This is a genomic window from Subdoligranulum sp. DSM 23681, assembly GCF_057005535.1.
Genome location: NZ_CM168050.1, coordinates 212,286 through 238,561 on the forward strand (window position 1 = coordinate 212,286; position 26,276 = coordinate 238,561).

Below are 26,276 nucleotides of genomic sequence, written 5' to 3' on the forward strand. Positions count from 1 at the left end.
CCTGATGATGTTCTCATCAGGGGACTTTGCTTTCCAAAAGATGATACCATACGCCAGCCTGGGTATCGAAGTAATTAAACAAATCAGCCGTATGATAGCACAAGGAAACCAGAAAAGGTGTATAAAGAGTATTGATGAATGAAAACATTTATTATATCCCACATGATTTTCAATAAGGGGCGTGGGCATGCCGGAGCATTTTGCAAATGCAAGAAATATTTATATAGATCTTGCTTAAATAGATGCTTAAACTCGCTTTTAATAGATTCCTTCGCAGATTTCATAATTTTGGCTATTATAATGAGGGCTCGAGACACCAAGGCATTATATCTTAGACAATAACAGGGCGGACAAGCTAAGTAGCATGTCCACCCTGTTTCATTTGATTCTGAGTAAAGTGGCTGATCTTTTTTCTATGGTAACAGCCCGGAAAGAATGATCAAGCATTACGAGTTTTTGGAACAACAACCTATGATGGGTTCTTCCATCCAATGATTAGTCAGCAGGTTAACATAGGAACGACAATGGATTGTATGGAGTTTGACATTGAGAAATGCTGGCTTTCTACTATTTTCCTCATACATCAAGTAACCGCTGGTGATCCATCAGCGAAGCAGAGAATCTACTGAGTGCGACTCTAAAATAATTATGATATTTTTTCTTTTGCGTAAATCATTTTGGGGAGATTCCTCGTTATCATAAGTGAAGCACATTTTACAAGGGGGGGGGATGCATATGCGGGACGCGCAGTTGATACGTCGCATTCAGGCCGGAGACCTCACGGCGGCGGATACCTTGATTGAGCGATATTATGCGGCAATTCTGCGATATTGCACCCGCCATACCCCTTGTACACAGACGGCGGAGGACCTGACCCAAGAAGTCTTTTTGCACCTGTTCCGCACCATAGGAAGCTACCGGGAACAAGGGCAGTTCCGCGCCTATCTGTATCGCATCGCCTATTGTCTGTGTGTGGATGCCGCCAGACAAAGAAAAACGGAACCGTTGCCGGAGGACATGGCAGACACATCGACGCCTTTCGAAGCTGTCGAAAACCGTGATGTGGCAGAGCGGCTGTTGGCAAGTATGCCCCCGGAACAGCGGGAAGCCGTATTGCTCCGGTATGGGGAAGGATTGAAATACCGCGAGATTGCAGCCGTGACGGGCCAGCCATTACGCACCGTACAGAGCCGTGTACGGAAAGCATTGAAAACTTTAAGGGAGGGAAAACTGTGAATTCTTCTGAGTTGCATCGCCTGCTGTGCCAGGGGCCCCAGCCCTCTCGCATGGCGGAAACCAAACAAAAGTGCGCCGCGCTCTTACAAGAAAATCAGGTGCGGCAGCGTACTGGGTTCTGGACCCTCCTTTCACAGGTATGGCGCTTTACCGGGGTGCCCATGTGGGCGGCTCAGGGGGCCGCTTCTGTGCTGTTTTTCCTGGCAACGGCCGGACAAAAAGACCTTGTGTCCTGGCTGCCGCTGCTGGGGCCGCTGCTGGTGGCGGTGTGTCTGCCGGTCCTGTTTGCCGGTCAGCGCTACGACATGGACGAGCTGGAAGCTTCCACCTGTGTGTCCCGTGCAGAACTGGCACTTGCCAAGCTGATTCTGGCCGCGGCCGCAGACCTTGTGATTCTGACGTCGGCACTGGTGTTGGGAAGGTCACAGACGGGAAAAGCCTTGCTGCCGTTATTTTTCTATCTGCTGGTTCCTTTTTTGTTTTGTGCGATGGTTGCCTTGACCGTACTTCGACGCTGCCCGCGGAGCAATGGGACGATCTGTATCGCGGTATGTTCCGTCACGGCGGCGGGACTGCTGATGATCCATCTTGCGGCGCCCCAACTGTATGAAACATCTGCATTGGGCGGCTGGATTCTTGCATTCCTGGTATTCGGCGGATTTTTTGTCAGAGAACTGATTTCTCTGTTCCAACAACGAAAGGAGGGTATCATCGGTGGAATTGCAGCTTGAAAATCTTTCCAAGGAGTTCGGAGGAAACACGGCGGTGGCAGGGGTCACGGCTGTGTTGGAATCCGGTATTTATGGTCTGTTGGGTGCCAACGGGGCAGGAAAAACAACCCTTTTGCGGATGATCTGCGGCGTCTTGAAGCCCACTGCCGGACAGGTACGCCTGGATGGGATTCCCATTGACGCACTGGGGGCGGCATACCGGGATAAACTGGGCTATCTGCCCCAGGATTTTGTCGGATATCCGCAGTACAACGCCCGTGATTTCCTTCTGTATATGGCTGTGCTGAAAGGGATGACCCGCTCCCAGGCTATGCCGAAGATTCAGGAACTGCTGCATATGGTCCGTCTGCAGGAGGCTGGGAATAAAAAGATCCGGACCTTTTCCGGCGGAATGCGCCGCCGGTTGGGCATCGCCCAGGCATTGCTCAATGACCCGGATATTCTGATTCTGGACGAGCCCACCGCCGGGTTGGACCCCAAGGAGCGTGTTCACTTCCGCAACATTCTGGAAGGGTACGCGCAGCAAAAAATTGTGCTGCTTTCCACCCACATTGTTTCTGACCTGGAAGCAATTGCACACAAGGTGTTCCTGATGAAAGACGGACGCTTTCAAACCCAGGGCACCGTCTCCGAACTGCTGCAGCAGGCAAACGGGCGCGTGTGGGAATTGACTGTACCATCCAGGGAGGCCGAGATCTGGCAAGCGCGGATGACTGTGGCCAATCTGCGCTATGACGGGAACAGCGTGACGCTGCGGATTCTGGCGGATGCAAAGCCTGCCCCGGCTGCAAGACCCTGTATCCCCACGTTGGAAGATCTGTATCTGTTGTACTTCCCGGAGGAGGAAGGAGGCTACAATCCATGAGTCTGTTCTGGCAGGAGCATAAGAAACTGTGGCGCTCCGGGCTGACCAGACTGGCAGTCTTTGGAATGCTGGTGCTGACGCTGGGGCTGCAGGTATGGGCCATGCAGAGTATCAATTTCGGCACCATGCGGTCAGACGGAAGTCACCAGATCGATGGGTATAGGAACATCCGCAAGAGTCAGCAATATTCCGCCCGGTGGCAAACGCTCACCGATGAGACAGCACAGGATATGGTGCGTACCTATCAGCAAATCCTGGCGGAAAACCCGGAGTTTGACGGTGCCTTGGCGGATTTCAGCTTTCTGCAGGGAACATTGGTGTCGTTTCTGTGGCCGGAGGTGGAGGATCAGACCCAGCCCTATCCCACACTTACCATCTACTATGTGGACCCTGCTCGCTTGACCGGTCTGTATGAGCGTCGGGAGGAAAAACTCGAATATTACCTGGAAAACCAGTTTTCAGACCCGGCGGATCGGCAGTTCTTTCTGGATATGGACAGCCAGGTGGACAAGCCAATGGCATACGGCTGGGCTGCAGGCTGGTCTGTCATTTTGGGCAACGGAATCGGGGGCTTTGGGCAGATGGTCTTGCCCGTGGTTCTGGCTCTGGCCCTGACGTCTGTGTTTGCCGGGGAAAGACGGCGGGGCATGGATACGCTGCAGGTGACATCCCTGTATGGAAAAGCAGGACTGGCCGGGGCCAAACTCCTGTCGGGCTTGGCATTTGCGGCGGAAATCTTTGCGATGTTTGCGGCGGTTATGGTAGCGGTTCAGGTTATCTGGCTGGGATTTGAGGGCTGGAATCTGCCCATCCAGTTGATCAAGATGCTGACCACCGCACCGATGAATATGCTCCAGGCGGAATGCTATGAGCTGGCGTATCTGTTCTGCTCTGTGCTGGGCTTTGCCGGGATTGCCTTGCTGATGTCGGCGCTTCTACCCGGAACCACGGCAGCATTGATCGCCGCATTGCTGATCACCTGGGGACCGCAGATCCTCAACCAGTATCTGCCCTGGTCAGTGCAGCAGTATCTGCGGCTGCTGCCCTTTGTGGGCGGGGCAGAGGATATCTTCCGGCAGAACCTGTATCATTGGTTCGGTTTCCGGATCTGGTCACCCGGACCTTTGCTTGTATTTCCACTTTTTATAGGAGTAGTTTGTGTGCCGTTAGCTATAACAGCATGGTGCCAAAAGAGAAAGCGCTAATAGACGGCCGCAGTCAAAAGGAGCTGCTATAGAAGAATTTTCTTACAAAATAATGCGCATAAATCGTTCCGCCAAAGAGATTGTTGTAGAATCTTCGCCTTCCTCAATCAGATCAAATAACATCAAAAAGTCCCAGGAAACATAACCTGTTTCCTGGGACTTTTTTGATTTGTGAACACTGAAGATACCCCATAAACCCGTACAACCAGGGCGGGTAATCCGTACTGCTTGTACCTAAAGATATTCGGCTATCTGAGATAAACTTGAACATGTAAGGAGCCAAGAAATTCCTTCGCATGAACCTTGAAAAGAGCATATCATTCTTCAGGCACAAACCTGTGATGAGGAGCCACATCAGCGGCAAGTGCGGCAAGTGCATAACCGGCCTGTAAGTACTGGATTGCTTCCGGTATACAGCTACGATCCATCACAGCATAATGATACTTCTGTACGCAGCTCGGTGAGTACCACGGAGGGGTTAGAGTCCCATGGATCTGGTAGCAGCCAGACGCCTGAATGTATTCCCGGCAGGCCGGAGCGTCTGCCAGTCCCCAGGGGTGTCGAGGACAAATGTGGGGATAACATACAACTGAGATTTAGCCCTTAGCGGCTTTATTGGGCGGGAAGCGATATCCCGCCCCTTTACATACAACTACCTGTAAGGAGGCGAACTACATGCTTAGAAACGATTGGAGTTACAGGCGCGGGGATATTTACTTGGCAGATCTCGGAGAGCATCGCGGCCACATTCAGGGCGGCATCCGTCCGGTAATCAATATTCAGAACAACAGCGGCAGCTTCTTTGGCCCGACGCTGATTGTCGTGCCGCTGACGACGGAACTGAAAAAGCTGAAACAGCCGACGCACTACGTCCTGAACAAGCAGCACGGACTGAACGAACCGTCCATGAGCGAGGCCGAACAGATCGTTACCATCAACAAAGCGCAGATCATCAAATACCTGGGGCGGACAAGCCAACGACACATGCAGCGCATCGACGACTGCATCCGTGCCAGCCTGCATCTGGATCCGGAGGATTCCCTTCCCATCTCGGAATGTGCAGAGTTTCCCTGATGGGCCATACAGGCCACCCTATCCCATACAGAAAGCGAGGAAATACATATGGAAAACACCGTAATCTATGAGAATCCCATTCCCGTTGAGGAACCGGTCGTGACCAAAATGTGCTATTCGATTGCGGAGATCGAACTGATTCTCGGCATCAGCCGCCCTTCTGTCATCAAGCTGCTGAAGCGGAATGAGTTCAAATGGTTCAAGGTTGGAACGGTATACCGGATCTCCAAGCCGAGCTTCGATGCATGGTTGCAGAAAACCGTTTGACCTTCCAGGATGTCGGCTTCCACGAAACGGCCGGATCGACATCCTAACGTTATGAAACAGAATCAGGTATTCTTTAACCAGGTCCAAGGACCTGGTTAAAATTTTATAAGGAGGATGCAGAGATGGCAAAAGAGAAGACGACCATGTCGGTTTCGGAAATGCAGCACATGCTGGGTCTGAAAAAGACGGACTCCTATTGGCTGGTGCACAAGAACCTATTCAAGACCATCATCATTGCAAAGCAAATGCGGATTGACATTGCCAGCTTTGAAAAATGGTATGCCAATCAGGTCAAGCGTTCCAAAATCAATGGTCCCCCTCCCGGTGCCGAACTGAGGGCCTATTCCCTATCGGTCAAGGAGATGGCGGAACTTCTGGGGATTTCCACCGACACCGCTTACACCATCATCAAGCGGGACAAGCTAGAGACCTTTGAGGTGGATCACTGGACACGGATTCGCAAGGATGTTTTCGAGAAATGGTACCAAGGCCAGACCAAGTACCGCACCTCTGAAAACCGGGAGCGGGACAAGGCATTGGAAGAAACCGGCTATACCATGCCGGAAATCGCCAGAATGCTGATGGTATCCAGAAATGAAGTCTATACCCTTCTGGCCAGCCCGAAAAACCAGGGTATTTTCGAAACCTTCGTCGTGGCCGAAAAGAAACGGGTCACAAAGCAGAGTTTCGAAGCCTGGTACCAGGGTCAGCACAGATACATAAAGCTGGAGGACCGCTCTGCAGAGGAACAACAGGAAATTTCCCTGATAAAGAAGCAGAAAGAACGGCCCCGGCTTATGGTTGATTCGAACAAACAGTCTTACAGTATCAAAGAGACGGCGATCCTTCTGGACGTCACGGAAACCGAGGTCCGGAAAATGATTCAAGCCGGAGAACTGGAAGCGAAAAAATACGGGACCCGCTATCTGATCTTGAAAGCCGAAATTGAATGGTGGCTTCTGCAGCAGCAGATGGACAAGAATACGTAAGGAGGCAGATTATTATGGCATCCATCGTACAACGAGGAAACCGATATCACGTCGTCTACATGTATGATGCAGAGGACGGGAAACGCAAGCAGAAATGGGAAACCTACAAAACACTGGCGGATGCAAAGCGCCGGAAATCGGAAGTCGAGTACCGCCAGCAGATGGGAACCATGGTCATTCCCACCTGCAGAACGGTCGAGGAACTGATGCATGAATATGTTGCCATCTATGGCAAGAGCACCTGGTCCCTCTCCATGTATTCCGGAACCAATGCTCTGGTGAATCATTACATACTTCCTCTCATCGGTTCCATGAAACTGTCGGATATAACTTCCCGCGTGCTGGAGAAATACTATATGCAGCTTCTTCAGACGCCGGCAGTCAAAAAGATCACCGATAAGAAGTATGCAAAAAAGAAAACCGAGTACGTCACTGCTGCCACTGTAAAGAAGGTGCACAACGTTCTTCGCAGCGCCTTTCACCAGGCGGTCAAATGGGAGTTGATGGAGAAGAACCCTGCCATCTACGCGACGGTTCCCAAACCGGAAGTTCACAAGCGGGAGATCTGGGATGCACCGACACTGTTCCACGCCCTGGAGCTGTGCGAGGATGAACGGCTGAAACTGGCCATCAATCTATCTTTCGCCTGCTCCATGCGCATCGGAGAGGTTCTTGGTCTCACTTGGGATTGCGTGGATATCACGCCGGAGAGCATTCGCGCCGGCAAGGCTTACGTCCATATCAACAAGGAATTGCAGCGCGTTTCCAAAGAGGCGTTGGCCGTCCTGGAGCAGAAGGATGTGCTCCGCATCTTTCCAGATACCAGCGGGGTAAACAAAACCGTTCTGGTTCTGAAAAAGCCGAAAACGGCCACCAGCACCAGAAAGGTATTCCTGCCGAAGACCGTTGCCGAGATGCTCGTGCAATGGAAGTTCTCGCAGGACTTCACGAAGGAGTCTGTGGGCAAGGAATACAGCGATTATAATCTTGTTGTTGCCAATGCCTTGGGCACACCGATCGAACAATCCCGCATCACCGCCATGTTCCGGGAACTGATTGAAGCCAACGACCTTCCCAAGGTCGTATTTCACAGTCTTCGTCACTCCAGCATTACATACAAGCTGAAGCTGAACGGCGGCGACATCAAAGCCGTTCAGGGTGACTCCGGGCACGCAGTGGCAACTATGGTTACCGATCAGTACTCACACATCCTGGACGATGACAGAAAGGCCAACGCAAAGCTCATTGAAGATGCATTCTACAGCGGAAAGAATCTGAATCCGGATGAAAAGAAACCCGCACCGGAAAAGGCCACCACAGACGAACAAAAGCCTGCGGTGGACCCGGAACTGCTGGCCAAGGTTCTGGCCAATCCGGAGATGGCCGCCCTTCTGAACGCCCTGGCCAAAAGCCTGAATTAAAAAAAGCAGCCTGATTCGGACTGCCATCAAAAAACAAAAACGTACATAGGGGGAAGGCAGACATCCGCCATTTTGACGAGTGACTGTCTTCTCCCCTTTTATTTTCCAAAATTCTGAACCTGAGTTCGAATCCAACTTGCCTTTCAGCGGATTTTTCTACCGAATTTATCTAACAAAAGGGAGTGCCAAAAAACGATAGCGGTCTCTTTCTTAGAAAATTCTAAAAATCGGCTAATTTTTACCCCTTCCAATCTAAGATAACGGAGTAAAACAAATTACCACGGAATAAAACGGAACGCGGTTTATGTACGATGCAGAATGAAAACGCTTCGAACAGAATACCAAGGAAGTAAATTGCCCGATGGTACTCCTAAGGGTTAGTTGTGAGTTCGATTCTCGCCGGGGGTGCCAAAAAATAACACCGCAAGCTGCTGCTCTGAACTGCACCCCATTTGTTAGACAGTATGGTATACTGGATAACAAGTGGGGTGCTTTATTATGCCGAAAGGAATACCAAACAAACGCTACACACCGGAATTTAAGCAACTGGTAGTGGAGACAATGCGAGAAGAACATTTAAGTGTTCGGGAAGTAATGCGAAGGTTTAAAATCAATGATCATGGCATTATTGAACGCTGGGAACGAATCTATCTTGAAGAAGGGCCGGAAGGATTGGCGATAGAACGTCGAGGGCGCAAAAGAAGAAGCCGGCTTGCGAAGCTGTCTAAAACAGTTGAAGAAGACCTTATTGCCGAGAACCAGCGACTGCGCGCGGAGAACGAATACCTAAAAAATTTGCAAGCCTTGGTTTTGGAGGAAGAGCGACGCCGGCACAGAAAATGCAGGTAGTCCAAACACTAAGGCCGAAATATCCTTTGTCCCAGCTGCTCGAAATCGCTCAACTGCCTCGTGCCACTTTCTACTACCATCTGAAGCGGATGCAAAAGGAAGATAAATACGAAGAAGCAAAAGCGGAGATTTCCTCCATTTACCACGAAAACAAAGGGCGGTATGGATACCGGCGCATTACCGCAGCACTACACAAGAACGGTATACATTTGAACCACAAGACGGTGCAGCGACTCATGAAAGATCTGGGATTGGTTTGCCGTGTCAGACCCAAGAAGTATCGCTCTTACAAAGGAGAAGTGGGCAAGATCGCCCCTAATCTGCTGAACAGAGACTTCCATGCGGAAATGCCAAACCAGAAGTGGGTTACTGACGTGACAGAGTTCAGCCTGTTCGGCCAGAAGCTCTATCTTTCTCCAATCTTGGACCTGCACAATGGGTATTTGGTAAGCTACGCTATCTCTGACCGTCCGGTTTTAAGCATGGTAACGAAGATGCTTGCCAAAGCCTTTGAAACCATACCGGATGGAACCAGACTGATTCTTCACTCCGACCAGGGCTGGCAATACCAGCACAAGCAGTACCGGAGGATGCTTAAAGCAAAGGGCATCCGGCAAAGCATGAGCCGCAAGGGAAACTGTTTGGACAATGCAGTGGCGGAAAACTTCTTCGGTCTGCTCAAGAGCGAATTGCTCTATCTACAAAAGTTCCAGTCCATGCGGCACTTCAAACAAGAACTCATTGACTATCTGGATTACTACAATAACCGACGTATTAAGACAAAGCTAAAGGGCCTGCCGCCTGCAATTCACAGACAACAAGCCCTTTCGGTTGCTTGAACAGTTTTTATTTGAAAATATTGTCTAACTTTTGGGGGTCATTTCACTCCGTAGCTTGCGGTGTTATTTTTGTTCTTCTGCTTTTGGGTGTCCAATTTTACAGGCTCAGTTTTCGGGAGCCCCTGAGGTCAGAAGCGTAGCCAGTATGTTAGACGGTTCCGATGCTCTTTGCGTGGTTCTGACCAGAACCGCGCAAAAAGTGTAAGAGCAAGGATCCTTGATCATCTTGTTTCAATTTCCATGTTCAAAAGTCCTTTTCAACCCGCTTTCCTCTTAGGTCAAAGGACTTACGCAATACCGCACTCTTCTTCCTCATAATCCATTGTTTCGCCCTCATAGTTTGGAGCGCAACAGCGGTAACGAGGAGAAAGTGAAAAGCAAAACAGCCTATTCACTTCCATCCCCGACGTTCAGGATCAAGTGTATCCAACGCAGTGTACAGAAGCGCGTTGCAGATAGCCGCTGCCACGTTGCTTCCGCCTTTTCGTCCCATTGCGATAATGGCCGGGACCCCAGCGGCTTTGCATACCTGCATCAGCCGCTGTTTGCTCTCCACCACGTTTACAAATCCCACCGGTACGCCCACTACCAAGGCCGGACGAAATCCTTTTTCAATAAGATCGGCAATTTCCAGCAAAGCGGTAGGTGCATTTCCCACCGCCAGCAGTGCCCCCGGCAGAACCGTAGCTGCATGGTGCATGGCCGCCACAGCCCGGGTAGTTCCCTCTTCCCTGGCCTGTTCAGCCACCTTTTCATCCGCCATAAAGCAATATACCTGTAATCCTAATTTGGCAAGGCTCGGTTTGCTGATACCGGCTTTTGCCATATTGGTATCCGTCACGACCGGAACGCCCCGGCGCAGTGCTGCCACGCCGAGGGACACCGCATCCGGCGTGAATTGCAAGGTATGGGCATAGTCAAAATCAGCCGTGGTATGGATGACACGTTTGATGACTGCTTCTGTATGCGGCAAAAGTGTGATGTTTTGTGCCTTGAGTTCCGACTCAATAATAGCCATACTGGTCCGCTCGATGTCAGCAGGCAGATGGTGCTCAGGTACCATACTCAATACTCTACTCCCCTTCTGGCAATAATGCCTTGCTGATAGGGATGCTTATGGCAGCACATCTCGGTGGAATAGTCTGCCGCTTCCTGCATCCAGTCGGCCGGTTCCCGTCCGGTCAGCACGATTTCCTGCCCAAGCGGACGATCCAAAACAGAATGCCGCAGCAATTGTTCATCTACCATTTTCAAGCGACAGGCAGCACAGGCTTCATCCAGAATCAGCAAATCGCAGGCTTCCGACACCGCCTGCCGCAGCAGTTCATCGTGGCGTGCACGCACCCGCTGCCGTTCTTCCGGACTCATCTGAGAAAAGAATCCGGTTCCCGGCTGTCCTGAATATATTTTAGCCCCCAAACGGCGCAGCGGTTCCAATTCACTGCTTTGGCCATCTTTAAGAAACTGTACCACAGTAACGCTGCCCCCGCTGCCCAACATACGCAATGCCAGTCCAAAGGCGGCTGTGGTCTTTCCTTTTCCTTCGCCCCAATACAGATGTACCAGTCCCTTATCCATGGCTGTATTCCTCCATCGCACGGTAGATTGCCGGCATGTCCAGCGCCGCACGTACACTGGCTGCCAATTGATCATATTGTTCCTCTTTATAGGCGGTTCGATCCATACTGGGGGCCCAGGTTACCGGCAGCCCCTTCCGCTGCAGCAGCCACTTTGCCAGATGGTCGGTCATATCTGCCGTATCAAACAAACCATGGAGATACGTTCCGAATACCAGTCCCTGTACCGCACCATCCTCCGCGCCTGTATGCAGTCTGCTGAACGGGGCTCCGCCTGTACGGCTGGTACATCCCATATGGATTTCATATCCATCCGCTCTGGCCCCGGCAAAGGGTGCGGCCAAAACATCCGCCTGCATACGGGTACGGGTCTTGTGCGGTGCAAATACCGTATGGCAAGGCAAAAGACCAAGGCCGGACAGCGTTCCTTTTTTCTCTACACCATCCGGATCGCTGATCGAAACGCCCAGCATCTGATACCCGCCGCAGATTCCAAGAACCGGTATGCCTTTTGCTGCCAGTTTCTGGATAGCTGCCTCCAGACCGCAGCTCCGCAGCCAGAGAAGATCTTGCATGGTACTTTTGGTTCCGGGGAGAATCACAAGATCCGGGCTTCCCAGCTGCTGGCTGCTTGCCACATAGCGAACCCCCAGGGCAGGATGACTTTCCAGGGGTGCAAAATCTGTAAAATTGGAGATGCGCGGCAGCCGGATTACCGCAATATCCACAGGACGCTCCGCCCGGGTCTGGTTCAGCCTGGGCGCCAGACTGTCCTCATCATCAATGTCCCACTGTCCGTACGGCACAACCCCTAGCACCGGTATGCCCGTCTTTTCACGCAGCATCTGCAGGCCAGGTTCAAGCAAACTCACATCACCACGGAACTTATTGATGATCATCCCAACAATGCGGGCACGTTCCTCCTCTTCCAGAAGAGAGACCGTCCCGTACAGCTGGGCAAACACGCCGCCGCGATCAATATCACCAACCAGCAGAACCGGTGCGTCCACCAATTTTGCCAGCCCCATATTGACAATATCATCGGCTTTCAGGTTGATTTCTGCCGGACTGCCCGCACCCTCAATGACGATCACATCATTTTCTTCCATCAAGCTCCGGTAAGCACGTTCAATGTCGGGGACCAGGGTCTTTTTCATGGCAAAGTAATCCCGCGCCGCATACTGTCCCCGCACCCGGCCATTGACAATCAGCTGACTGCCGGTATCACTGGAAGGCTTGAGCAGAATCGGGTTCATGCGCACGTCCGGTTCCCGACCGGCGGCCTCTGCCTGCGCCACCTGAGCCCGTCCCATTTCCAATCCATCCCGGGTTATATAGCTGTTAAGCGCCATATTCTGGCTTTTGAAGGGCGCCACTTTCAGCCCATCCTGGCGAAAGATTCGGCACAGTGCGGTGACAAGCAGACTTTTGCCCGCACCGGACATGGTCCCCTGTACCATAATACATCTGCTCACTCAAAGTACCTCCTGCATGGCCCGCAAAAAAGTTTGATTTTCAGTTGGGCTTCGCACAGCACAACGGTACCAGCCCTGTTCCAAACCGGTGTAGTTGGAGCAATCCCGAATCAGAACACCTTTACGGCGCAATGCTCCGACCAGGTCATGGGCTGGATGGTAGAATAACAGATAATTGGCTTCTCCCGGAACCACCCGGCATCCTAGTGAAGTCAGTCCGGCGGCCATCAGAGGGCGCTGCGCTGCAATCAGCGCATGAAGGGCACGGCTGTATTCCTTTTCCTTCAGTGCAGCTATGCCCGCTGCCTGTGCCAATCCGGACACGGCCCACGGCTGTCCCGCTCTGCGCAGCCGTTCCAGCCGATCCGGACTGCTTCCCAGAAGATATCCCAGGCGTACTCCTGCCATGGCGTACCACTTGGTAAAGGCCTTGAGAATCAGCAGCTGCGGATTTTGAGACAGGCAGCTTTCCAGCGTATGCGCAGCCGAATCATCCAAAAACTCATTAAAGCATTCATCCACCACCAGCAAGGTATTGTTTTTTCGGCAGCTTTCCAGAATATCTTGCAGCAGTGTCCTATCCGTAGTGCGTCCGGTGGGATTGTTGGGCTCGCACAACAGGACGATATCGGTTTCCGGCGTTATCAGATCCAGGAAATCCCTGCCGATGGCAAAGTCATCCCTGGCATCCAGAACGTATTCCTGCACCTCGCACCCGATACTCTGCAGTGCGGAAGCATATTCCGCAAAGGTAGGTGCCACCAGCAGAGCATGGCGCGGCTTTTCAGCTATAGCCAAGCGCCAGATCAGATCCGCCGCCCCATTTCCGCAAAGGACCCAAGTTTCAGGCAAGCCCCGGCTTTCGGCAATCGCTGCACACAAAGAGCGACATAAAGGGTCGGGATAACGGTCCTGTTGGGCTGCCGAAGATGCAATGGCATCACGGACTCCTTCCGGCAGCCCCAGCGGGCTGATATTGGCGGAAAAGTCCAAGGGAAGTCTGCCGTATTCGGCCGCAAATCCGGCCCAGTCTCCCCCATGTATCAATGTTGGCATAAAGGCTCCTTTTCCGTTCTTGTTTTCATGACAAAAGCCAGATGTACGCACGCACCGTCTCCCCCACTGCCAGGGCCAGCACGCTGGCCGTATACAGCATACGGTTGGCGCGCAGGATGTCCTGCGGCTCGATCGGCCGCAGCGGGTCCCCGATGGTGGGCTTTTCATACAGCTTTCCAAAATAGAAGGCCGGACCAGCCAGCTGTACGCCCAACGCGCCGGCACAAGCGGATTCGGTCTGCGCACTGTTGGGGCTGGCATGGCAGCGTCTGTCCCGCCGCCAGATTTTCCAGGCGCCCTGCGCACTATGTCCGGTCAGCGCCGCTGCGGCGATCCAGAACAGGGCCGCCATCCGGGCAGGCAGGTATCCGGCGATATCATCCATGTGTGCCGCAGCTCTGCCAAAATAAAGATATCGTTCATTCTTATAGCCCACCATACTGTCCATGGTGTTGACTGCCTTATAGCACAGAGCTAGAGGTGCCCCGCCAATGAACATATACAGCAAAGGTGCCATGACTCCATCTGAGAAATTTTCTGCCACCGTTTCCACCGCCGCTTTGGTCACGCCTTCTGCCGTCAGATTCTGTGTATCCCGCCCCACGATGCGCGCCACGGCCTGTCTGGCCCGGGGCAATGTCTCCCGGGTAAGACTGAAAAATACACGACGGCTTTCTTTGGCAAGGCCCCGGACCGCCAGTGCCTGCCAGCACCAGAAGGTCTGCACGGCAAAGCCGGCCACCGGATGCAGGGCTGCCGCCCAGAAACAGATGGTGCCGGTCAGAAGTAGCGTTCCCAAGGGCAGAACGGCGGCCAGCACCGCGCCGGCTGCCAGCTGACCACGGGGCGTATCGCCAAACAAGCGGCGAAGACGAGGTTCCAGAAAGGTGATGGCTTTTCCCATGAATACCACCGGATGCGGCATCCAGACAGGATCCGCCAGAATCAGGTCCAGCAAAAATCCGCATAGAATCGCGGCGCACAGAATCATACGGTCTCCTCTTTCGTGTATTGCACCGTCTTGATCACATGCAGAATGTGTTTCTGCTGCCAATCACAGGCGTCCAGCAGGTATCCGCCTGCATTGGGTGCACACCACTGATAATAGTCTTTATGCGGCACAGCATACCGCTCCATAACAGACATCTGGGTCCCGCCGTGCGCCACAATGACCATGACTTGCCGCCCCTGGGCAATGCACTCATCCACCAGCTTGGAAAAAGCCGCACAGGTCCGGTTGCAGAAATCGGTTTTGCGTTCGCCGTCCGGACAGGTCGTTTCGCAGTTGGCCTGGACCCAGGCCAGATAATCGGGATCGTGCTCCATTTCCTTGTAGTTGCGGCCTTCAAAGCTGCCGAAGCACATTTCCTGCAGGTCCTTTACCTGGACCTGCTTTGCAGTTGGAAACAGCACCGACGCCGTCTGACGGGCACGGGTCAGCGGACTGACGTAAACCAGGTCGGTGTCAAAATCAGCTTTGCGCAGCATGGCAAGGCCTTCCGCAGACAGCGGAATATCCCGCTGTCCCTGGTAGCGCTTCTGGGCGTTATAGATGGTCAGGCCATGCCGCAAAAGATAAATATTCATTCAGGAAGTTCTCCTTTCAGCACAAGCGACAATCCGCAGAAAACCCGCACGACCGTATCGGCGCGGGATGCCAGCATACAGCTCAGCCGTCCTGCGTTTTCCCGTGCAGCACGCTGGACAGGATTGGTGGGCACCACCCCGCCCCCCACTTCCGTGACGGTGATGATGGAATATTGTCGGGACAGGCGCTCCGCCAGAGCCGACAGGTCCCGGCAGTTCTGTGCCAGATTCTGGGCATCGATGCACACCTTATCCGGAAATGTCTCCGGGTCCGGCCAGAGTGTACGGGCAAACTCCGTCTTGCCGGCAAACAGCGGTCCGGTTATCAAGATCATATCGTCCACCCCCAAAGCCATTGTCCGGCCGTCAGGGCAGCCAGCATCCAGAACTCCGCCCGCTGCACAAACCAGCCGGCCAGATCCCCGCTGATGCCGCCAAACTGTTTTTTTGCGGTATGGTCATACTGCCAAAAAACCAGCAGGGCAGCCGCAGCCGCCAGTCCGCCTCCTGCCGCCAGCAGCACCGCACACAGAATGATGCACAGAACCGTCAGCACCAGCCGCACGCGGTCTCGGTCGGCCGTTGTGGCAAAGGTATGGGCAAGGCCCGTATTTTTGGCCAGCGGGAAACTGGTCACGGCCAGACCGGACAGGGCTCGCTCCAGAGTAAAGCATACTCCCATGCAGAATGCGGCCGCAGGCGTAGGGGTGATGGCTGCACACAGGCCCAGCGTAGCAACAAAATAACTGCACAGCCGTATGACCGCAAAAGCACCGCAATGCGGATCCGACAGGATCGCCTGTTTGCGGGACGGTTCGGCACAGCTGGCCAGTGCATCACAGGTGTCGGCATAGCCGTCCAGATGGATTCCGCCCGTAACCAGGACCGGAGCCAGACACAGTCCTGCTGCCCGCAGAAGCACCGGCAGGCCCAGATACGCACAGCCCCATGCCCAGGCAGCCCACACGCCGCCGCAGACCACCCCCACCAGGGGGAACGCACACATGGCATACCGCATATTTTTTTCGTTCCAGGATGGCTGGGGCAATGGCAGTGCGCTGAACATGCCAAAGGCCACAGCGATCGTTTCAAACAGGACCATAGAAAGGTTCCTTTCCCTTATAATACCAGGGACAACCGGACACAACTTCACAGACATGATCGGCCCGGGCCGCCAGCCGGCGATGCAGTTTTGCCAAAAGACGGAGATACTCCACCGTCTCTTTGCTGTAGTCGGCACCGCCGCAGAACAGTTCATTTCCCACCACAATCAGATTGGTGCTCTGCCCGTACAATTTTTCAAGGCCTGCCCACACAGCTTCCAGCGTACCAAGACCGGCACCATCCGGCGCATATCGTTCGTTGGCAACCAGATTGGTAAGGTCTTCCAGCAGAACAGAGCCGGTGGCCGGCAGGTCCAGCCCGACAAGATTCAGCGGACATTCCAGGGTATGGAATCCACGTCCCGCCCGCATGGCCTTATGCCGTTCCACCCGACGGCGGCATTCCTCATCCCAGATCTGCATCGTTGCCAGATAATACCGGGGTGCCGGACAATCTGCCAGCAATTTCTCGGCGTACGCACTCTTGCCGCTGCCTGCCCCGCCCACCACAAAGGTCAGCATGAGGAGCCTCCCTGAGGCGTATAGGCCTGCATTCCGTAATCGGCAAAAGTGGAGCCCCCGTAAACCGCCAGCGCCATATCCAGCAGCGGGATGGCTGCCAGGGCACCGGTTCCCTCCCCCAGATGCAGGCCTGCCGTAATCAGCGGCTTTTTGTGCAGCGCATCCAGCAATCGTTTGCCGCAGGGTTCGGCAGAACAGTGACTGGCAAAAATGGCCTTGTCCGATGCAGGACAAAGGTTTGCCGCACACAACGCGGCGGCCGCCGTAATAACGCCATCCATGAGAACCGGCACCCCGTACAGCGCCCCGCCCAAAAACAGGCCGCACAGTCCGGCAATATCCAGTCCACCCACTTTGCACAAAACATCCAACGGGTCGGCGGCATCAGGTGCATTGACGGCCAGCGCCTGCCGGATAGCCTGTATTTTTCGTTGCAGGCCGGCATCGGACAGGCCTGCGCCCCTTCCGGTCACATCCGCCGGATCCAGTCCCAGCAAAGCGCAGGTCACCGCAGTGGCTGTGGTGGTATTGCCGATTCCCATCTCCCCGGCCGCCAGCATCTGTACGCCTGCCTTTTTCTGGAGACGGACCAGTTCCATCCCGTTCCATACAACCTCGGCGGCCTGTTCCCGGGTCATGGCCGGTCCCCGGGCAATATTTCCCGTTCCGTTGGCCACGCGCGCATTCAGCACCCCGGGCAGCGGCGGAGGATTCAGAATTCCCATATCCACCGCAACCACTTTGCAGTCAGCAATCGCTGCCATGCGGCAGGCAGTGCTCTGTCCGGCCCCCAGCTGACGCGCCACCACTGCAGTGACCTCACTGCCTGTCTGGCTGACTCCTTCAGCCACCACACCGTTGTCGGCACAAAGTACCAGGAGCGTCCGCTTTTCCAGGTGTACATCCGCTGTGCCCGTCAGCGCTGCCATATCTTCGATCATGGTCTCCAGCAGTCCCAGACCACCCAAAGGCTTTGCGCAGGAAGCCCAGCGCTCATGAGCCGCGCAGCGCGCGTTTTCGTCTGCCGGCGTGATCGATCCCATCATTTCGCGCAGGACTTGTTCTTTTTTGCTCATTCTTCCGACTTTCCTTCCTGGCCGGTACGACTGCGAATGGCTGCGGCAAACCGTCGGGTCATCTGGGCATTTCCGGCAAAATACAGATGAGAAAACGCCGCATACAGGGTGGGCGTAGTAAAGCCGCAAAGCCACTTGCGGCCGGACACAGGCTTTACTGCCTCAAAGGCTTCCCCGTTTTCCGTGCTGTCCCAATAGTGGAATTCATGCACGGGGGTGCTTTCCCCCTGACGGAAAAGCAGGCCTCCCTGCCGTGCAGTCAGTTCGGCATAGCCAAACCGGACAAGCTTGTCGGTGCGCAGACCGTGTCCCGGTAAAATGCCCACCATGGGGAAGGTCTGGCCGTCCTGATCCTGCAGGGACTGTTCCAGATACAAAAAGCCGCCGCACTCCGCCACCGTGGGCAAGCCCCCCTGCACAGCATCATATACGGCCTGTCTCATCTTTTCATTGCGGGAAAGCATTTCGGCGTGGAGTTCCGGGTACCCTCCCGGCAGGTACAGTCCCCCCACATCCGGCGGGAGCGCCGCATCGTGGAGCGGGCTGAAAAATACCGGTTCCAGCCCCGCACGGCAGAAGGCCTCCACCGTTTCGGCGTAGGTGAAGCAAAAGGCTTCGTCCCGGGCAATGGCCACCCTGGCCACAGGCTGGGGAAAGGGCCGGCGCACGGCGGTGCGGTCCGGGACGGCAAAAAGAGTTTCAAACCGGTTCCAGTCCACCGTCTGCAGAACCACTGCGGCCACAGCGTTGATGCGGGCCCGCAGATCCACAATCTCCATGGCTGTATAAAGGCCCAGATGGCGGCTTTCAAACTGAGCTTCCGGCATGGAAGGAAGATATCCGATGACCGGCAGCCCCGTCTTTTCTTCCAGCACCGGAGCCAGTGTGTGATACAATCCTTCGCTGCAGTCATTGAGGAAGATTCCCGCCACATGACTTTGGGCAACAAACTCTGCCAGACCGCAGATCTCAGCAGCCAGCGTCAGACTGGTCCCTTTGGGGCGCAGCACCAGCAGGACCGGCATTCCCAGTGTGTGTGCCAGATGCCATGCCGAAGCACGGCTGGTGGTCCCGCCCACTCCGTCGTAGAATCCCATGACCCCCTCACAGACCGCGGCACCATGTCCGGCACAGGCGTCGGAATATAGGCTCCTCACCGTGGCTTCGGAGGACAGGTAAAGGTCCAGATTATGGCTTTCCACCCCCAAAATGGCGCGGTGGAACATAGGGTCAATATAATCCGGTCCACATTTGAAAGCGCATGGATCATGTCTGCGCCGTTTGAGCGCCGCCAGCAAGGCGCAGGTCACCACCGTTTTGCCGCTGCCCGATGCCGGGGCGGTCACCATACATTCAATCATCGCAGTTCCCCGTAATTATAAAAATCGGATTTTGCGCCGTGAGCATGTGTACATGTCCGGCTGCTTTTGTCTGACTGACCGCCACCTGGGTTATGTCCGGTTTGATGCCGCAGGACTGCAGCACCTCCATGGCGGAAGAAAGGCTTTCCAGAGCGATGGCCGTGATGCAAAGGCGCACAGCAGGATTTTTGGAAAGCGCCGTCCGGACGATTTCCGCCATACTGCCGCGTGTCCCGCCGATGAACACCGCGTCCGGCCTGGGAAGGTCCTGCAATGCCTCCGGCGCCCTGCCGCACACCACCCGCAGGTTCCAGGCCGCAAATTTGCGGCGGTTGGCCTCGATCAGGTCACAGGCATCCTCCCTGCACTCCACCGCAAACACTTTGCCCCTGTTTGCCATTGCCGCCAGTTCCACACTGACGCTGCCGGTTCCGGCCCCTACATCCCAAACAATGGCATCAGAAGCCGGTGCCAAACAGGCCAGAACAGCAGCCCGGACCATCCGTTTTGTCATGGGGACCTGTCCCCGGACAAACCATTCATCCGGCCACCCGGGCCCACGCCGGGGTCCCACAGGTGCCGCCTCCGCCAGCAGCACCGACAAAGCCGAAAACTGGCTTCCGGCACCTTCCGCCGCAGTGGTCACTGTAATTTTTTCAGCGGATGTACCCAGATCTTCCCCGACCGTCACAGACAAATTGCCTAATCCGGCCTCCGTCAGTTGGGCGCAAAGTGCCGCAGGGCCCAGCGTCCCCCCAGTAAGGAAAAACGCCGGATGCCCCTGCATGACTGCAGATACAGCATCACAATCCACGCCATGTGCACTGACCAGGACCCAATCCTGCCAGGGCCGCCCCAGAGCCGCTGCCAGCAGCTGTACGCTGGAAAGTCCCGGCAGCACTGTCACCTGTGTACCGCGCAGCAACGGCAGCAAACTGCGGCAGCCGGAATAGAATCCGCTGTCCCCGCTGTATGCCACCACACAATCCAGATTCTGGTTTTCCTCCAGCACCTGAAGGATGGCTTCAGGCTTGGTGGCAGCGACCCGGTTGTCCGTACAGCCATCCGGCAGCTGCATCAGAAGGCGCTTGGCGCCAATGATACAGCCGGCACGCAAAAGGGCCTGCTCCGCTTCCAGCGTCAGTGTTCTGGCGTCACCGCTCCCTATTCCCAACAGTGTAATGCTCATGAAATCAGTCCTTTGCAAAAGGCGAGAATTTGTTCTTCGGTTTCACCGGAATCCGCCGGCCGACGGATCACCACCAGCGTTGCACCCGTCTCCTGTGCGGCTTCTGCTTTTTGGGCAAATCCCCCTTGGGAGCCGCCGTCCTTGGTGACCAGATACCGAACAGAAAACTGGCGCAGCAGTGCAATGTTCATCTCGGTGGTAAAAGGCCCCTGCATGGCGATAATATTACGGTGCGGGATGCCTGCTGCCTCACAGGCTTGCAGGCTTTCGGTCAGCGGCAGCACACGCGGATACAGTCTTTGCGGATCCAGCCCGGAAAAGGCAGACAATTCCTTGGCACCGGTGGTCAGCAAAATATTGCCCGCTGTCTTTTGCAAAAGCGCGGCGGCACCGGCGGCATCCTGTGCAGCCAGACTGTCCCGGGGCAGCGGACTGGGCGGACGCAGCAGCCGTTTGCAGACGACGCCCGCCGCGGCTGCTGCCTGCCGGATGTTTCCGGTGGCCACCTCCGCATAAGGATGGGTCGCATCGATGCACAAATCGGCCTGCCGCAGCAAGGCCACCATATCAGCCGGTTCCAGACGTCCGACATGCACCCTTACGCCGGCACACTGCCCCTGCTCTTCTGCGCCGTAGGGAGTGGCTACGCATACCGTCACTTCCGCTCCCATGGCTGCCAGGGTACGGGATAAGCGGCGGCCTTCGGTGGTGCCGGAAAAAAGGACAACTTTCACTGGCGATACCCCCGAGGTGTGACCAGCTGATTTTCCAGGATCCGGGTGGTGGAGGAACCGATAAAAACCGTGGTGAACATGTCCATGGGGGCAGATTCCAGTTCGGCCAGGGTCAGGGTCCGCGTCTGCTGCCCTTCACGTCCGATATTGCGTACATATCCGCAACAGGTATCCGGTGCTTTGCCGGCCCGCATAAGAATTTGTACCGCCTTCTGCAGATAATCCGCCCGTTTTTTCGAGCCGGGATTGTACAGACAAAGTGCGAAATCGCCTTTTGCCGCACATTCCAGTCGCGTCTCGATGACCGGCCAGGGCGTAAGCAGGTCGGACAGAGAGATCACACAGAAATCATGGCCCAGCGGAGCGCCCAGCACGGCTGCCCCGGACAGTGCCGCTGTAATACCGGCCACAACTTCGATTTCCACATCGGGGTAATCCCCCGCCAGTTCCAGTATGGGAGACGCCATCCCATACACACCGGCATCCCCACTGCAGACCATGGCGGTGGTAATTCCCCGCTGCGCTGAATCCAGGGCATACCGGCAGCGGTCTATTTCCTGTTTCATGGGGGTCGTGAAGTATTCTTTTTGGGGATATAAAGGCCGGATCAGATCAATGTATACCGAGTACCCGCAAATCAAATCCGCCCTTTCCAGAGCTTCTCTGGCCTGTTCGGTCAGATACTTGGCCTCTCCCGGGCCAAGGCCCACCACAAACAGCTTATTCATCCTGCCATCTCCAATCCGGGGCATAAGGCTGCAATGCCAGGGCCATCGTGACCCCATTGCCCGCATTTTTTTTGCTGTAAAGCGTCCCGCCGGATTCCAGAACGGCAGAGCGTTCACAAACGTTGTCCACCCCTGTGACTTGCTGTACAAAGGCGCTGGTGCTGAACCTTCCCTGCACCGCTGCCAGCTCCTTTGCGGAATAGGTCCGCAAGGGCCAGCCGTGGGACGCGCAGAAGCGAAGCAGGCCCGATTCCTCCTTTTTCAGATCAATGCTTGCCGCAGCCACAATCGCCTGTTCGCAGATGCCCGCCCGGGCCAGCATCTGCGCCAGGGCTGTTTCCAGTGCTTCCGGTGTGATCCCTTTGCGGCAGCCGATCCCCAGCACCCCAATGCGGGGAACCAATTGCAGCACATCCCGGTCCTGTCTGCGAATACTCAACCGCAGGTCACAGGTTTGGTCATCCGCGACACGCACGCAGCGGGGCGGTTTCCCGGAAACGGGAAAGTCACTGTTTACTCCTACCGTTCTGCCGGCCAGCACGGCAGCCGACACTTCTTTGATCTTGTGCGGCTGCAGGACCACGCAGTTCTGTCTTTTTGCCCATTCATCCACAGCAAAAGCGCCCCGAATGTCCGTAGCGGTGGTAATGACTGCGGCAGCTCCGCAGATACCCGCTATACGGCGGGCCAGATCATTGGCCCCGCCCAGATGCCCCGAAAGGAGGGGGATTGCCCAACGGCCGCTCTCATCCACCACCACGACCGCCGGATCGCTGACCTTGCTCTTCACGTACGGTGCAATGGCCCGCACCGCAATGCCCACTGCTCCCACATAGACCAGTGCCCCTGCGCGGGAAAAATGTTCCGCTGTCCATTGGGACAAAGACAGCGGCCTGCCGCAGCGGGCAGCTTGGCCATGCAAAGCGTCGGCCAGCGTTTCGGCCAAACACTGTCCCCGGTCAGTGAATGCCAGCAGGACGACCGGTCCGACACTCATGATTCGGCCCCTTTTCTGTATCCGGTGGTAAAGGACGGATCATACAGTCGGCTGCGGTCATAGCGATTTCCCAGGAAGTCCCCCACCAGGACCAGCGCCGTACGGGAAATCCCGTTTTGCCGGCCGCAGTCGGCCAGGGTTCCCACTGTGCAGCGCACCACTTTTTCTTCCGGCCAGGTGGCCTTATAAACCAGCGCCGCGGGGGTATCCGGCGTGTATGCGCCTTCCAGCAACGCTGCCTGCACCTGAGGCAGCATTCCGGCAGAAAGAAAAATCACCATGGTGGCGCCATGGGCCGCCAGGGCTGCCAGATTTTCTGATTCCGGCACCGGGGTCCGGCCGGCCATCCGCGTGATGATCACGCTTTGACTGACACCGGGCAATGTATACTCCGCATCCAGAGCCGCAGCAGCTCCGCAGAAGCTGGATACACCGGGGGTGCTTTCGTATGAAAGGCCGGCCGCATCCAGAGCATCCATCTGTTCCCGGACCGCCCCATACAGGCAGGGATCTCCGGTGTGCAGGCGCACGGTCATGTGGTCCTGTGCCTCCTGGGCCTTCATAAGATCCAGTACCTGCTCCAGAGTCAGCTCCGCACTGTTATAAATGGCGCAGTCCGGCTTGGTCAGACCCAACAGTGCCGGATTGACCAGACTGCCTGCATAGATCACACAGTCCGCCTTGGCAAGAAGGTCTGCCCCCCGCAAGGTAATCAGATCCGGTGCACCCGGTCCCGCTCCCACAAAATGGATCACCGTATTCTCCCCCTTTTCTTTTTATTTGACCAGGATCGTAGCAAAATAACCGGCGTTGCCTTCCGGCCGGTCATGGGCAAGGTCATCCCAGACCTGCTCTTCCGGCAGACCACAATTACACACTAAGGCGCTTTTCTCCAGAAGACCGGCGTCTGACAGAGTGTCCAGCACACGGGGAAGCTGCCGACCACTTTTCATAAGCACCTTGGCGCCGGGGGTCGAAAGAAGGTCTTCCAGAGGGATGCTTCCGGGAGCAATGGTCAACGGTGTATCCATGCCGCCGGTCAGTGACCGGTTCAGCCTTGCTGCCACAGCGCAGAAACTGGGGACCCCCGCCACCATGGCTGTGTGATATCCCTGTTCTTCCAGAATGGTCTGCAGATAACCAAATGTGGCATATACCGAAACATCTCCCAGGTTCAGCATAGCCACATCCTGTCCCGCATCCAGATATCCCCGCAGCGTTTCTGCAGCAGCTTCATGGGCCCGACGGCGTTCCCCTTCATCATGGCTCATGGTAAAATGCAGCGGCACAATGGCTTTACGGCTCAGGTCCACGGCCTGCCTTGCAATTTCCAGTGCCAGCATTTCGCCGCTTTTTGTCTGAGGTGCCGCGATCACCTGACATTGATGCATAACACGCATTGCTTTGAATGTGAGCAGTTCCGGGTCGCCCGGTCCTACGCTGACCCCATACAGAGTCCCTTTTATGGTTTCCACTGTGCAAGAATCTCCTTTGCGGTATCGGTCAGGCCCAAAAGGCCATATTGGTTGGAAAAAAGCAGCGCTCCGGCCTGACACAAATCTCCGGCCCGCTGCTGCAGATGGGAAGAAATCGCTGCCAGGAGCCGCCCTATCACAGCATCCCGCAGTCCGCCCTGTTCCAGCAGTTCCAGGCAGGCATCGGTCGTCGGCGCAGCCAGCAGGGCGGCACACAGTTCAGGACCGGCGCCGCTGACAGCGGCATGCGCGCAGATCAGTTCGGTACGGCAATCCGCATAGCGGGAATGGGTATTCATCACACCGCCGGCCAGCTTGACCAGTTTTCCCATATGCCCCACCAAAAGCAGTTGTTCGATCCCTTCAGCAGCGGCCATATCCAGCGCATCGCCAATAAAATTGGAACACTTGACCACCGGAATTCCCAGGGCGTCCAGGCCATTTGTATGGAGAAAGTCCGCGCCATAGTTGCCCGGGGTGAGGATCAGGCGTCGGCTTTGGGCGGCGGCCTGACGGATTTCCAGCGCCAGAGTGTCCACCAGCGCCTGCTCGCTCATGGGTTCCACCACACCGGAGGTTCCCAGCACGGACAGTCCGCCTTCCACCCCCAATTTGGGATTGAAAGTCTTCTGCGCCGCTTCGGCCCCGCCGGGAATGCTGATTTCTACCAGCAATCCGCCGGAATACGCCTGTTGGGCGCAGACCTGCCTGACCTGTTCTTCAATCATACGGCGGGGCACTGTATTGATGGCTGCCGCCCCCACCGGCTGATCCAGCCCCGGTCTGGTCACCCGGCCTACGCCCGTCCCGCCATCAATGGTGATCCCCGGCAAGTCGGTCCGGAAAACCGACGCCACGATGGTCATCCCGTCGGTAACGTCACAGTCATCTCCTGCATCTTTCCGGATACCGCAGACCGCTTTTCCTGATTCCATACGGCAAAATTGCGGCAGCACCTGCACCGGCCACCCTTTGGGCGTAACCAGGCAGACCGTACGGGGAACAGCACCGGAAAGCAGCAGCCGGGATGCCCCCTGAGCGGCCAGCGCAGCGCAGGTGCCGGTGGTGTAACCGCAGCGCAGAAGTCGTTGTCCGCTGCGGATGTAGTGTTCAAAGTTCATGCTCTTTCCCCAGCAATTCGCGAAGATGGGCGGCATACATGGCCTGCACTGCCGGCAGCATGCCAAGCCCCTGCAGGGTACAGCGGACACGGATTCCCTTGGCCTGCAGACGGGATTTCCAGCTTTCCGGTCCTTCTCCAGCCATATCATTGCGGGCATGGTCACCCGCCACCAGCATCAGCGACAGCAGATGTGCCTTTTCATACCCGCCGCGCAGAAGCTGCGGAAGCACGTCTTCCAGTTCCGGCCAGCCTTCCGCCGTAGCCACATATACATCCGTGCGTCCCATCATATGGAGAACCGCCTGCAATGCCGGATAGACAATACCGGCAAAGTGAACCGTTCCATGCCCCATCAGCAGCAGTGCTTCCCCCGGGACCGGGGGATACGCTTCATCCAGTGCGGCCGCCAGAGCACGCAGGTCCTCCGGACCCGCCAGCAAGGGCTTACCCAGCACGATCCGGGCAAACTGTTCCCGCCGCGCCTCTACCAGACTGCGGATATGATCGTATTCCTGCCCATACAGTAAATGCGTCGGCTGTACGGCCACCTCCTGACCGGCCAGTGCATCCAGCGCCTGGGGAAGACTCTGTACGGTCTCCCCTCTCGCCTGCAGGATGCGGCGGATCGTGGGACTTGTAAAGGCCCGTACAAAAGGCAATTCCGGCGCCGTATGCTGTAAGGCGGATTCCACCGCTGTAATGCTTTGCCGTGCCTCGGGCACGCTGGTACCGAAACTGACACACAACAAGGTTTTTGGCATGGTTCATCTTCTCCTGCTCAGCCCGCCATACAAGCA

General features: G+C 55.7%; 29 protein-coding genes. 10 read left to right on the forward strand and 19 right to left on the reverse strand.

Annotated elements, in window-relative coordinates; genetic code table 11:
• The first annotated feature begins 750 nt into the window (after positions 1 to 750).
• The 10 genes from AC127K_RS01045 to AC127K_RS01090 all read left to right on the forward strand — a co-directional run bounded on the left by AC127K_RS01045 (position 751) and on the right by AC127K_RS01090 (position 9,476).
• Entirely contained in the window at positions 751 to 1,236 is a 486-nt protein-coding gene (locus AC127K_RS01045; RefSeq protein ID WP_483721244.1) for an RNA polymerase sigma factor, read from the forward strand.
• Positions 1,233 to 1,967, forward strand: coding sequence for a hypothetical protein (locus tag AC127K_RS01050; RefSeq protein WP_483721245.1), 735 nt, complete (start codon positions 1,233 to 1,235; stop codon positions 1,965 to 1,967). Before AC127K_RS01045 ends, AC127K_RS01050 begins: the two co-directional genes overlap by 4 nt.
• Positions 1,951 to 2,832, forward strand: coding sequence for an ABC transporter ATP-binding protein (locus AC127K_RS01055; RefSeq protein WP_483721246.1), 882 nt, complete (start codon positions 1,951 to 1,953; stop codon positions 2,830 to 2,832). Before AC127K_RS01050 ends, AC127K_RS01055 begins: the two co-directional genes overlap by 17 nt.
• A complete protein-coding gene (locus tag AC127K_RS01060; RefSeq protein WP_483721247.1) occupies positions 2,829 to 4,037 on the forward strand; it encodes a hypothetical protein in 1,209 nt (402 codons plus the stop codon). The genes AC127K_RS01055 and AC127K_RS01060 overlap by 4 nt, the downstream gene beginning before the upstream one ends.
• Before the next feature lie 675 nt (positions 4,038 to 4,712).
• Entirely contained in the window at positions 4,713 to 5,111 is a 399-nt protein-coding gene (locus AC127K_RS01065) for a type II toxin-antitoxin system PemK/MazF family toxin (RefSeq protein WP_483721248.1), read from the forward strand.
• Positions 5,112 to 5,159: 48 nt separating this feature from the next.
• Positions 5,160 to 5,378, forward strand: a complete 219-nt coding sequence (locus AC127K_RS01070) for a helix-turn-helix domain-containing protein (RefSeq protein ID WP_483721249.1) — start codon at positions 5,160 to 5,162, stop codon at positions 5,376 to 5,378.
• Positions 5,379 to 5,500: 122 nt separating this feature from the next.
• Positions 5,501 to 6,367 carry a helix-turn-helix domain-containing protein gene (locus AC127K_RS01075; protein ID WP_483721250.1) on the forward strand — a complete coding sequence of 289 codons (867 nt, stop codon included), beginning with the start codon at positions 5,501 to 5,503 and terminating at the stop codon, positions 6,365 to 6,367.
• A gap of 206 nt (positions 6,368 to 6,573) precedes the next feature.
• Positions 6,574 to 7,788 carry a tyrosine-type recombinase/integrase gene (locus AC127K_RS01080; protein WP_483722160.1) on the forward strand — a complete coding sequence of 405 codons (1,215 nt, stop codon included), beginning with the start codon at positions 6,574 to 6,576 and terminating at the stop codon, positions 7,786 to 7,788.
• Positions 7,789 to 8,286: 498 nt separating this feature from the next.
• Positions 8,287 to 8,637: a transposase gene (locus AC127K_RS01085; protein ID WP_483720450.1), complete on the forward strand. Its 351-nt coding sequence runs from the start codon at positions 8,287 to 8,289 to the stop codon at positions 8,635 to 8,637.
• Entirely contained in the window at positions 8,628 to 9,476 is an 849-nt protein-coding gene (locus AC127K_RS01090; protein WP_483720451.1) for an IS3 family transposase, read from the forward strand. Before AC127K_RS01085 ends, AC127K_RS01090 begins: the two co-directional genes overlap by 10 nt.
• Before the next feature lie 391 nt (positions 9,477 to 9,867).
• Here the strand turns inward: AC127K_RS01090 and AC127K_RS01095 are convergent, their stop codons facing one another.
• The 19 genes from AC127K_RS01095 to AC127K_RS01185 are packed head-to-tail and all read right to left on the reverse strand — an operon-like array spanning position 9,868 to position 26,240.
• Complete coding sequence (locus tag AC127K_RS01095) at positions 9,868 to 10,539, reverse strand: precorrin-8X methylmutase (protein ID WP_483721251.1); 672 nt, start codon at positions 10,537 to 10,539, stop codon at positions 9,868 to 9,870.
• A gap of 2 nt (positions 10,540 to 10,541) precedes the next feature.
• Positions 10,542 to 11,054 carry a cob(I)yrinic acid a,c-diamide adenosyltransferase gene (locus tag AC127K_RS01100; protein WP_483721252.1) on the reverse strand — a complete coding sequence of 171 codons (513 nt, stop codon included), beginning with the start codon at positions 11,052 to 11,054 and terminating at the stop codon, positions 10,542 to 10,544.
• A complete protein-coding gene (locus tag AC127K_RS01105; RefSeq protein WP_483722161.1) occupies positions 11,047 to 12,513 on the reverse strand; it encodes a cobyric acid synthase in 1,467 nt (488 codons plus the stop codon). Before AC127K_RS01105 ends, AC127K_RS01100 begins: the two co-directional genes overlap by 8 nt.
• A gap of 15 nt (positions 12,514 to 12,528) precedes the next feature.
• A complete protein-coding gene (locus AC127K_RS01110) occupies positions 12,529 to 13,584 on the reverse strand; it encodes a pyridoxal phosphate-dependent aminotransferase (RefSeq protein WP_483721253.1) in 1,056 nt (351 codons plus the stop codon).
• Between the two features lie 25 nt (positions 13,585 to 13,609).
• Positions 13,610 to 14,575: an adenosylcobinamide-phosphate synthase CbiB gene (gene cbiB, locus AC127K_RS01115; RefSeq protein WP_483721254.1), complete on the reverse strand. Its 966-nt coding sequence runs from the start codon at positions 14,573 to 14,575 to the stop codon at positions 13,610 to 13,612.
• Positions 14,572 to 15,171 (reverse strand): histidine phosphatase family protein, encoded by a 600-nt coding sequence (locus tag AC127K_RS01120; RefSeq protein ID WP_294540339.1) that lies wholly within the window; start codon positions 15,169 to 15,171, stop codon positions 14,572 to 14,574. Before AC127K_RS01120 ends, cbiB begins: the two co-directional genes overlap by 4 nt.
• Positions 15,168 to 15,506: a bifunctional adenosylcobinamide kinase/adenosylcobinamide-phosphate guanylyltransferase gene (locus AC127K_RS01125; protein ID WP_483721255.1), complete on the reverse strand. Its 339-nt coding sequence runs from the start codon at positions 15,504 to 15,506 to the stop codon at positions 15,168 to 15,170. Before AC127K_RS01125 ends, AC127K_RS01120 begins: the two co-directional genes overlap by 4 nt.
• Positions 15,503 to 16,273: an adenosylcobinamide-GDP ribazoletransferase gene (locus AC127K_RS01130; RefSeq protein ID WP_483721256.1), complete on the reverse strand. Its 771-nt coding sequence runs from the start codon at positions 16,271 to 16,273 to the stop codon at positions 15,503 to 15,505. Before AC127K_RS01130 ends, AC127K_RS01125 begins: the two co-directional genes overlap by 4 nt.
• Positions 16,260 to 16,796 (reverse strand): bifunctional adenosylcobinamide kinase/adenosylcobinamide-phosphate guanylyltransferase, encoded by a 537-nt coding sequence (locus tag AC127K_RS01135; protein WP_483721257.1) that lies wholly within the window; start codon positions 16,794 to 16,796, stop codon positions 16,260 to 16,262. Before AC127K_RS01135 ends, AC127K_RS01130 begins: the two co-directional genes overlap by 14 nt.
• On the reverse strand, positions 16,790 to 17,872 hold the full coding sequence (gene cobT, locus AC127K_RS01140) for a nicotinate-nucleotide--dimethylbenzimidazole phosphoribosyltransferase (protein ID WP_483721258.1): 1,083 nt from the start codon (positions 17,870 to 17,872) through the stop codon (positions 16,790 to 16,792). Before cobT ends, AC127K_RS01135 begins: the two co-directional genes overlap by 7 nt.
• A complete protein-coding gene (locus tag AC127K_RS01145; protein ID WP_483721259.1) occupies positions 17,869 to 19,233 on the reverse strand; it encodes a cobyrinic acid a,c-diamide synthase CobB in 1,365 nt (454 codons plus the stop codon). Before AC127K_RS01145 ends, cobT begins: the two co-directional genes overlap by 4 nt.
• Positions 19,226 to 20,422: a precorrin-6y C5,15-methyltransferase (decarboxylating) subunit CbiE gene (gene cbiE, locus AC127K_RS01150; protein ID WP_483721260.1), complete on the reverse strand. Its 1,197-nt coding sequence runs from the start codon at positions 20,420 to 20,422 to the stop codon at positions 19,226 to 19,228. Before cbiE ends, AC127K_RS01145 begins: the two co-directional genes overlap by 8 nt.
• Complete coding sequence (cobK, locus tag AC127K_RS01155; protein WP_483721261.1) at positions 20,419 to 21,156, reverse strand: precorrin-6A reductase; 738 nt, start codon at positions 21,154 to 21,156, stop codon at positions 20,419 to 20,421. Before cobK ends, cbiE begins: the two co-directional genes overlap by 4 nt.
• The gene (gene cobJ, locus AC127K_RS01160) at positions 21,153 to 21,884 is read right to left on the reverse strand and encodes a precorrin-3B C(17)-methyltransferase (RefSeq protein WP_483721262.1); all 732 of its coding nucleotides are present in this window, start codon (positions 21,882 to 21,884) and stop codon (positions 21,153 to 21,155) included. The genes cobK and cobJ overlap by 4 nt, the downstream gene beginning before the upstream one ends.
• Positions 21,877 to 22,881: a cobalt-precorrin 5A hydrolase gene (locus tag AC127K_RS01165; protein ID WP_294540323.1), complete on the reverse strand. Its 1,005-nt coding sequence runs from the start codon at positions 22,879 to 22,881 to the stop codon at positions 21,877 to 21,879. The genes cobJ and AC127K_RS01165 overlap by 8 nt, the downstream gene beginning before the upstream one ends.
• Entirely contained in the window at positions 22,878 to 23,636 is a 759-nt protein-coding gene (gene cobM, locus AC127K_RS01170) for a precorrin-4 C(11)-methyltransferase (protein ID WP_294540321.1), read from the reverse strand. Before cobM ends, AC127K_RS01165 begins: the two co-directional genes overlap by 4 nt.
• Before the next feature lie 21 nt (positions 23,637 to 23,657).
• Positions 23,658 to 24,356, reverse strand: coding sequence for a precorrin-2 C(20)-methyltransferase (gene cobI, locus AC127K_RS01175; RefSeq protein ID WP_294540319.1), 699 nt, complete (start codon positions 24,354 to 24,356; stop codon positions 23,658 to 23,660).
• Complete coding sequence (cbiD, locus tag AC127K_RS01180; RefSeq protein ID WP_294540317.1) at positions 24,344 to 25,477, reverse strand: cobalt-precorrin-5B (C(1))-methyltransferase CbiD; 1,134 nt, start codon at positions 25,475 to 25,477, stop codon at positions 24,344 to 24,346. Before cbiD ends, cobI begins: the two co-directional genes overlap by 13 nt.
• Positions 25,467 to 26,240, reverse strand: a complete 774-nt coding sequence (locus AC127K_RS01185; protein ID WP_483721263.1) for a sirohydrochlorin cobaltochelatase — start codon at positions 26,238 to 26,240, stop codon at positions 25,467 to 25,469. Before AC127K_RS01185 ends, cbiD begins: the two co-directional genes overlap by 11 nt.
• Positions 26,241 to 26,276 lie beyond the last annotated feature (36 nt).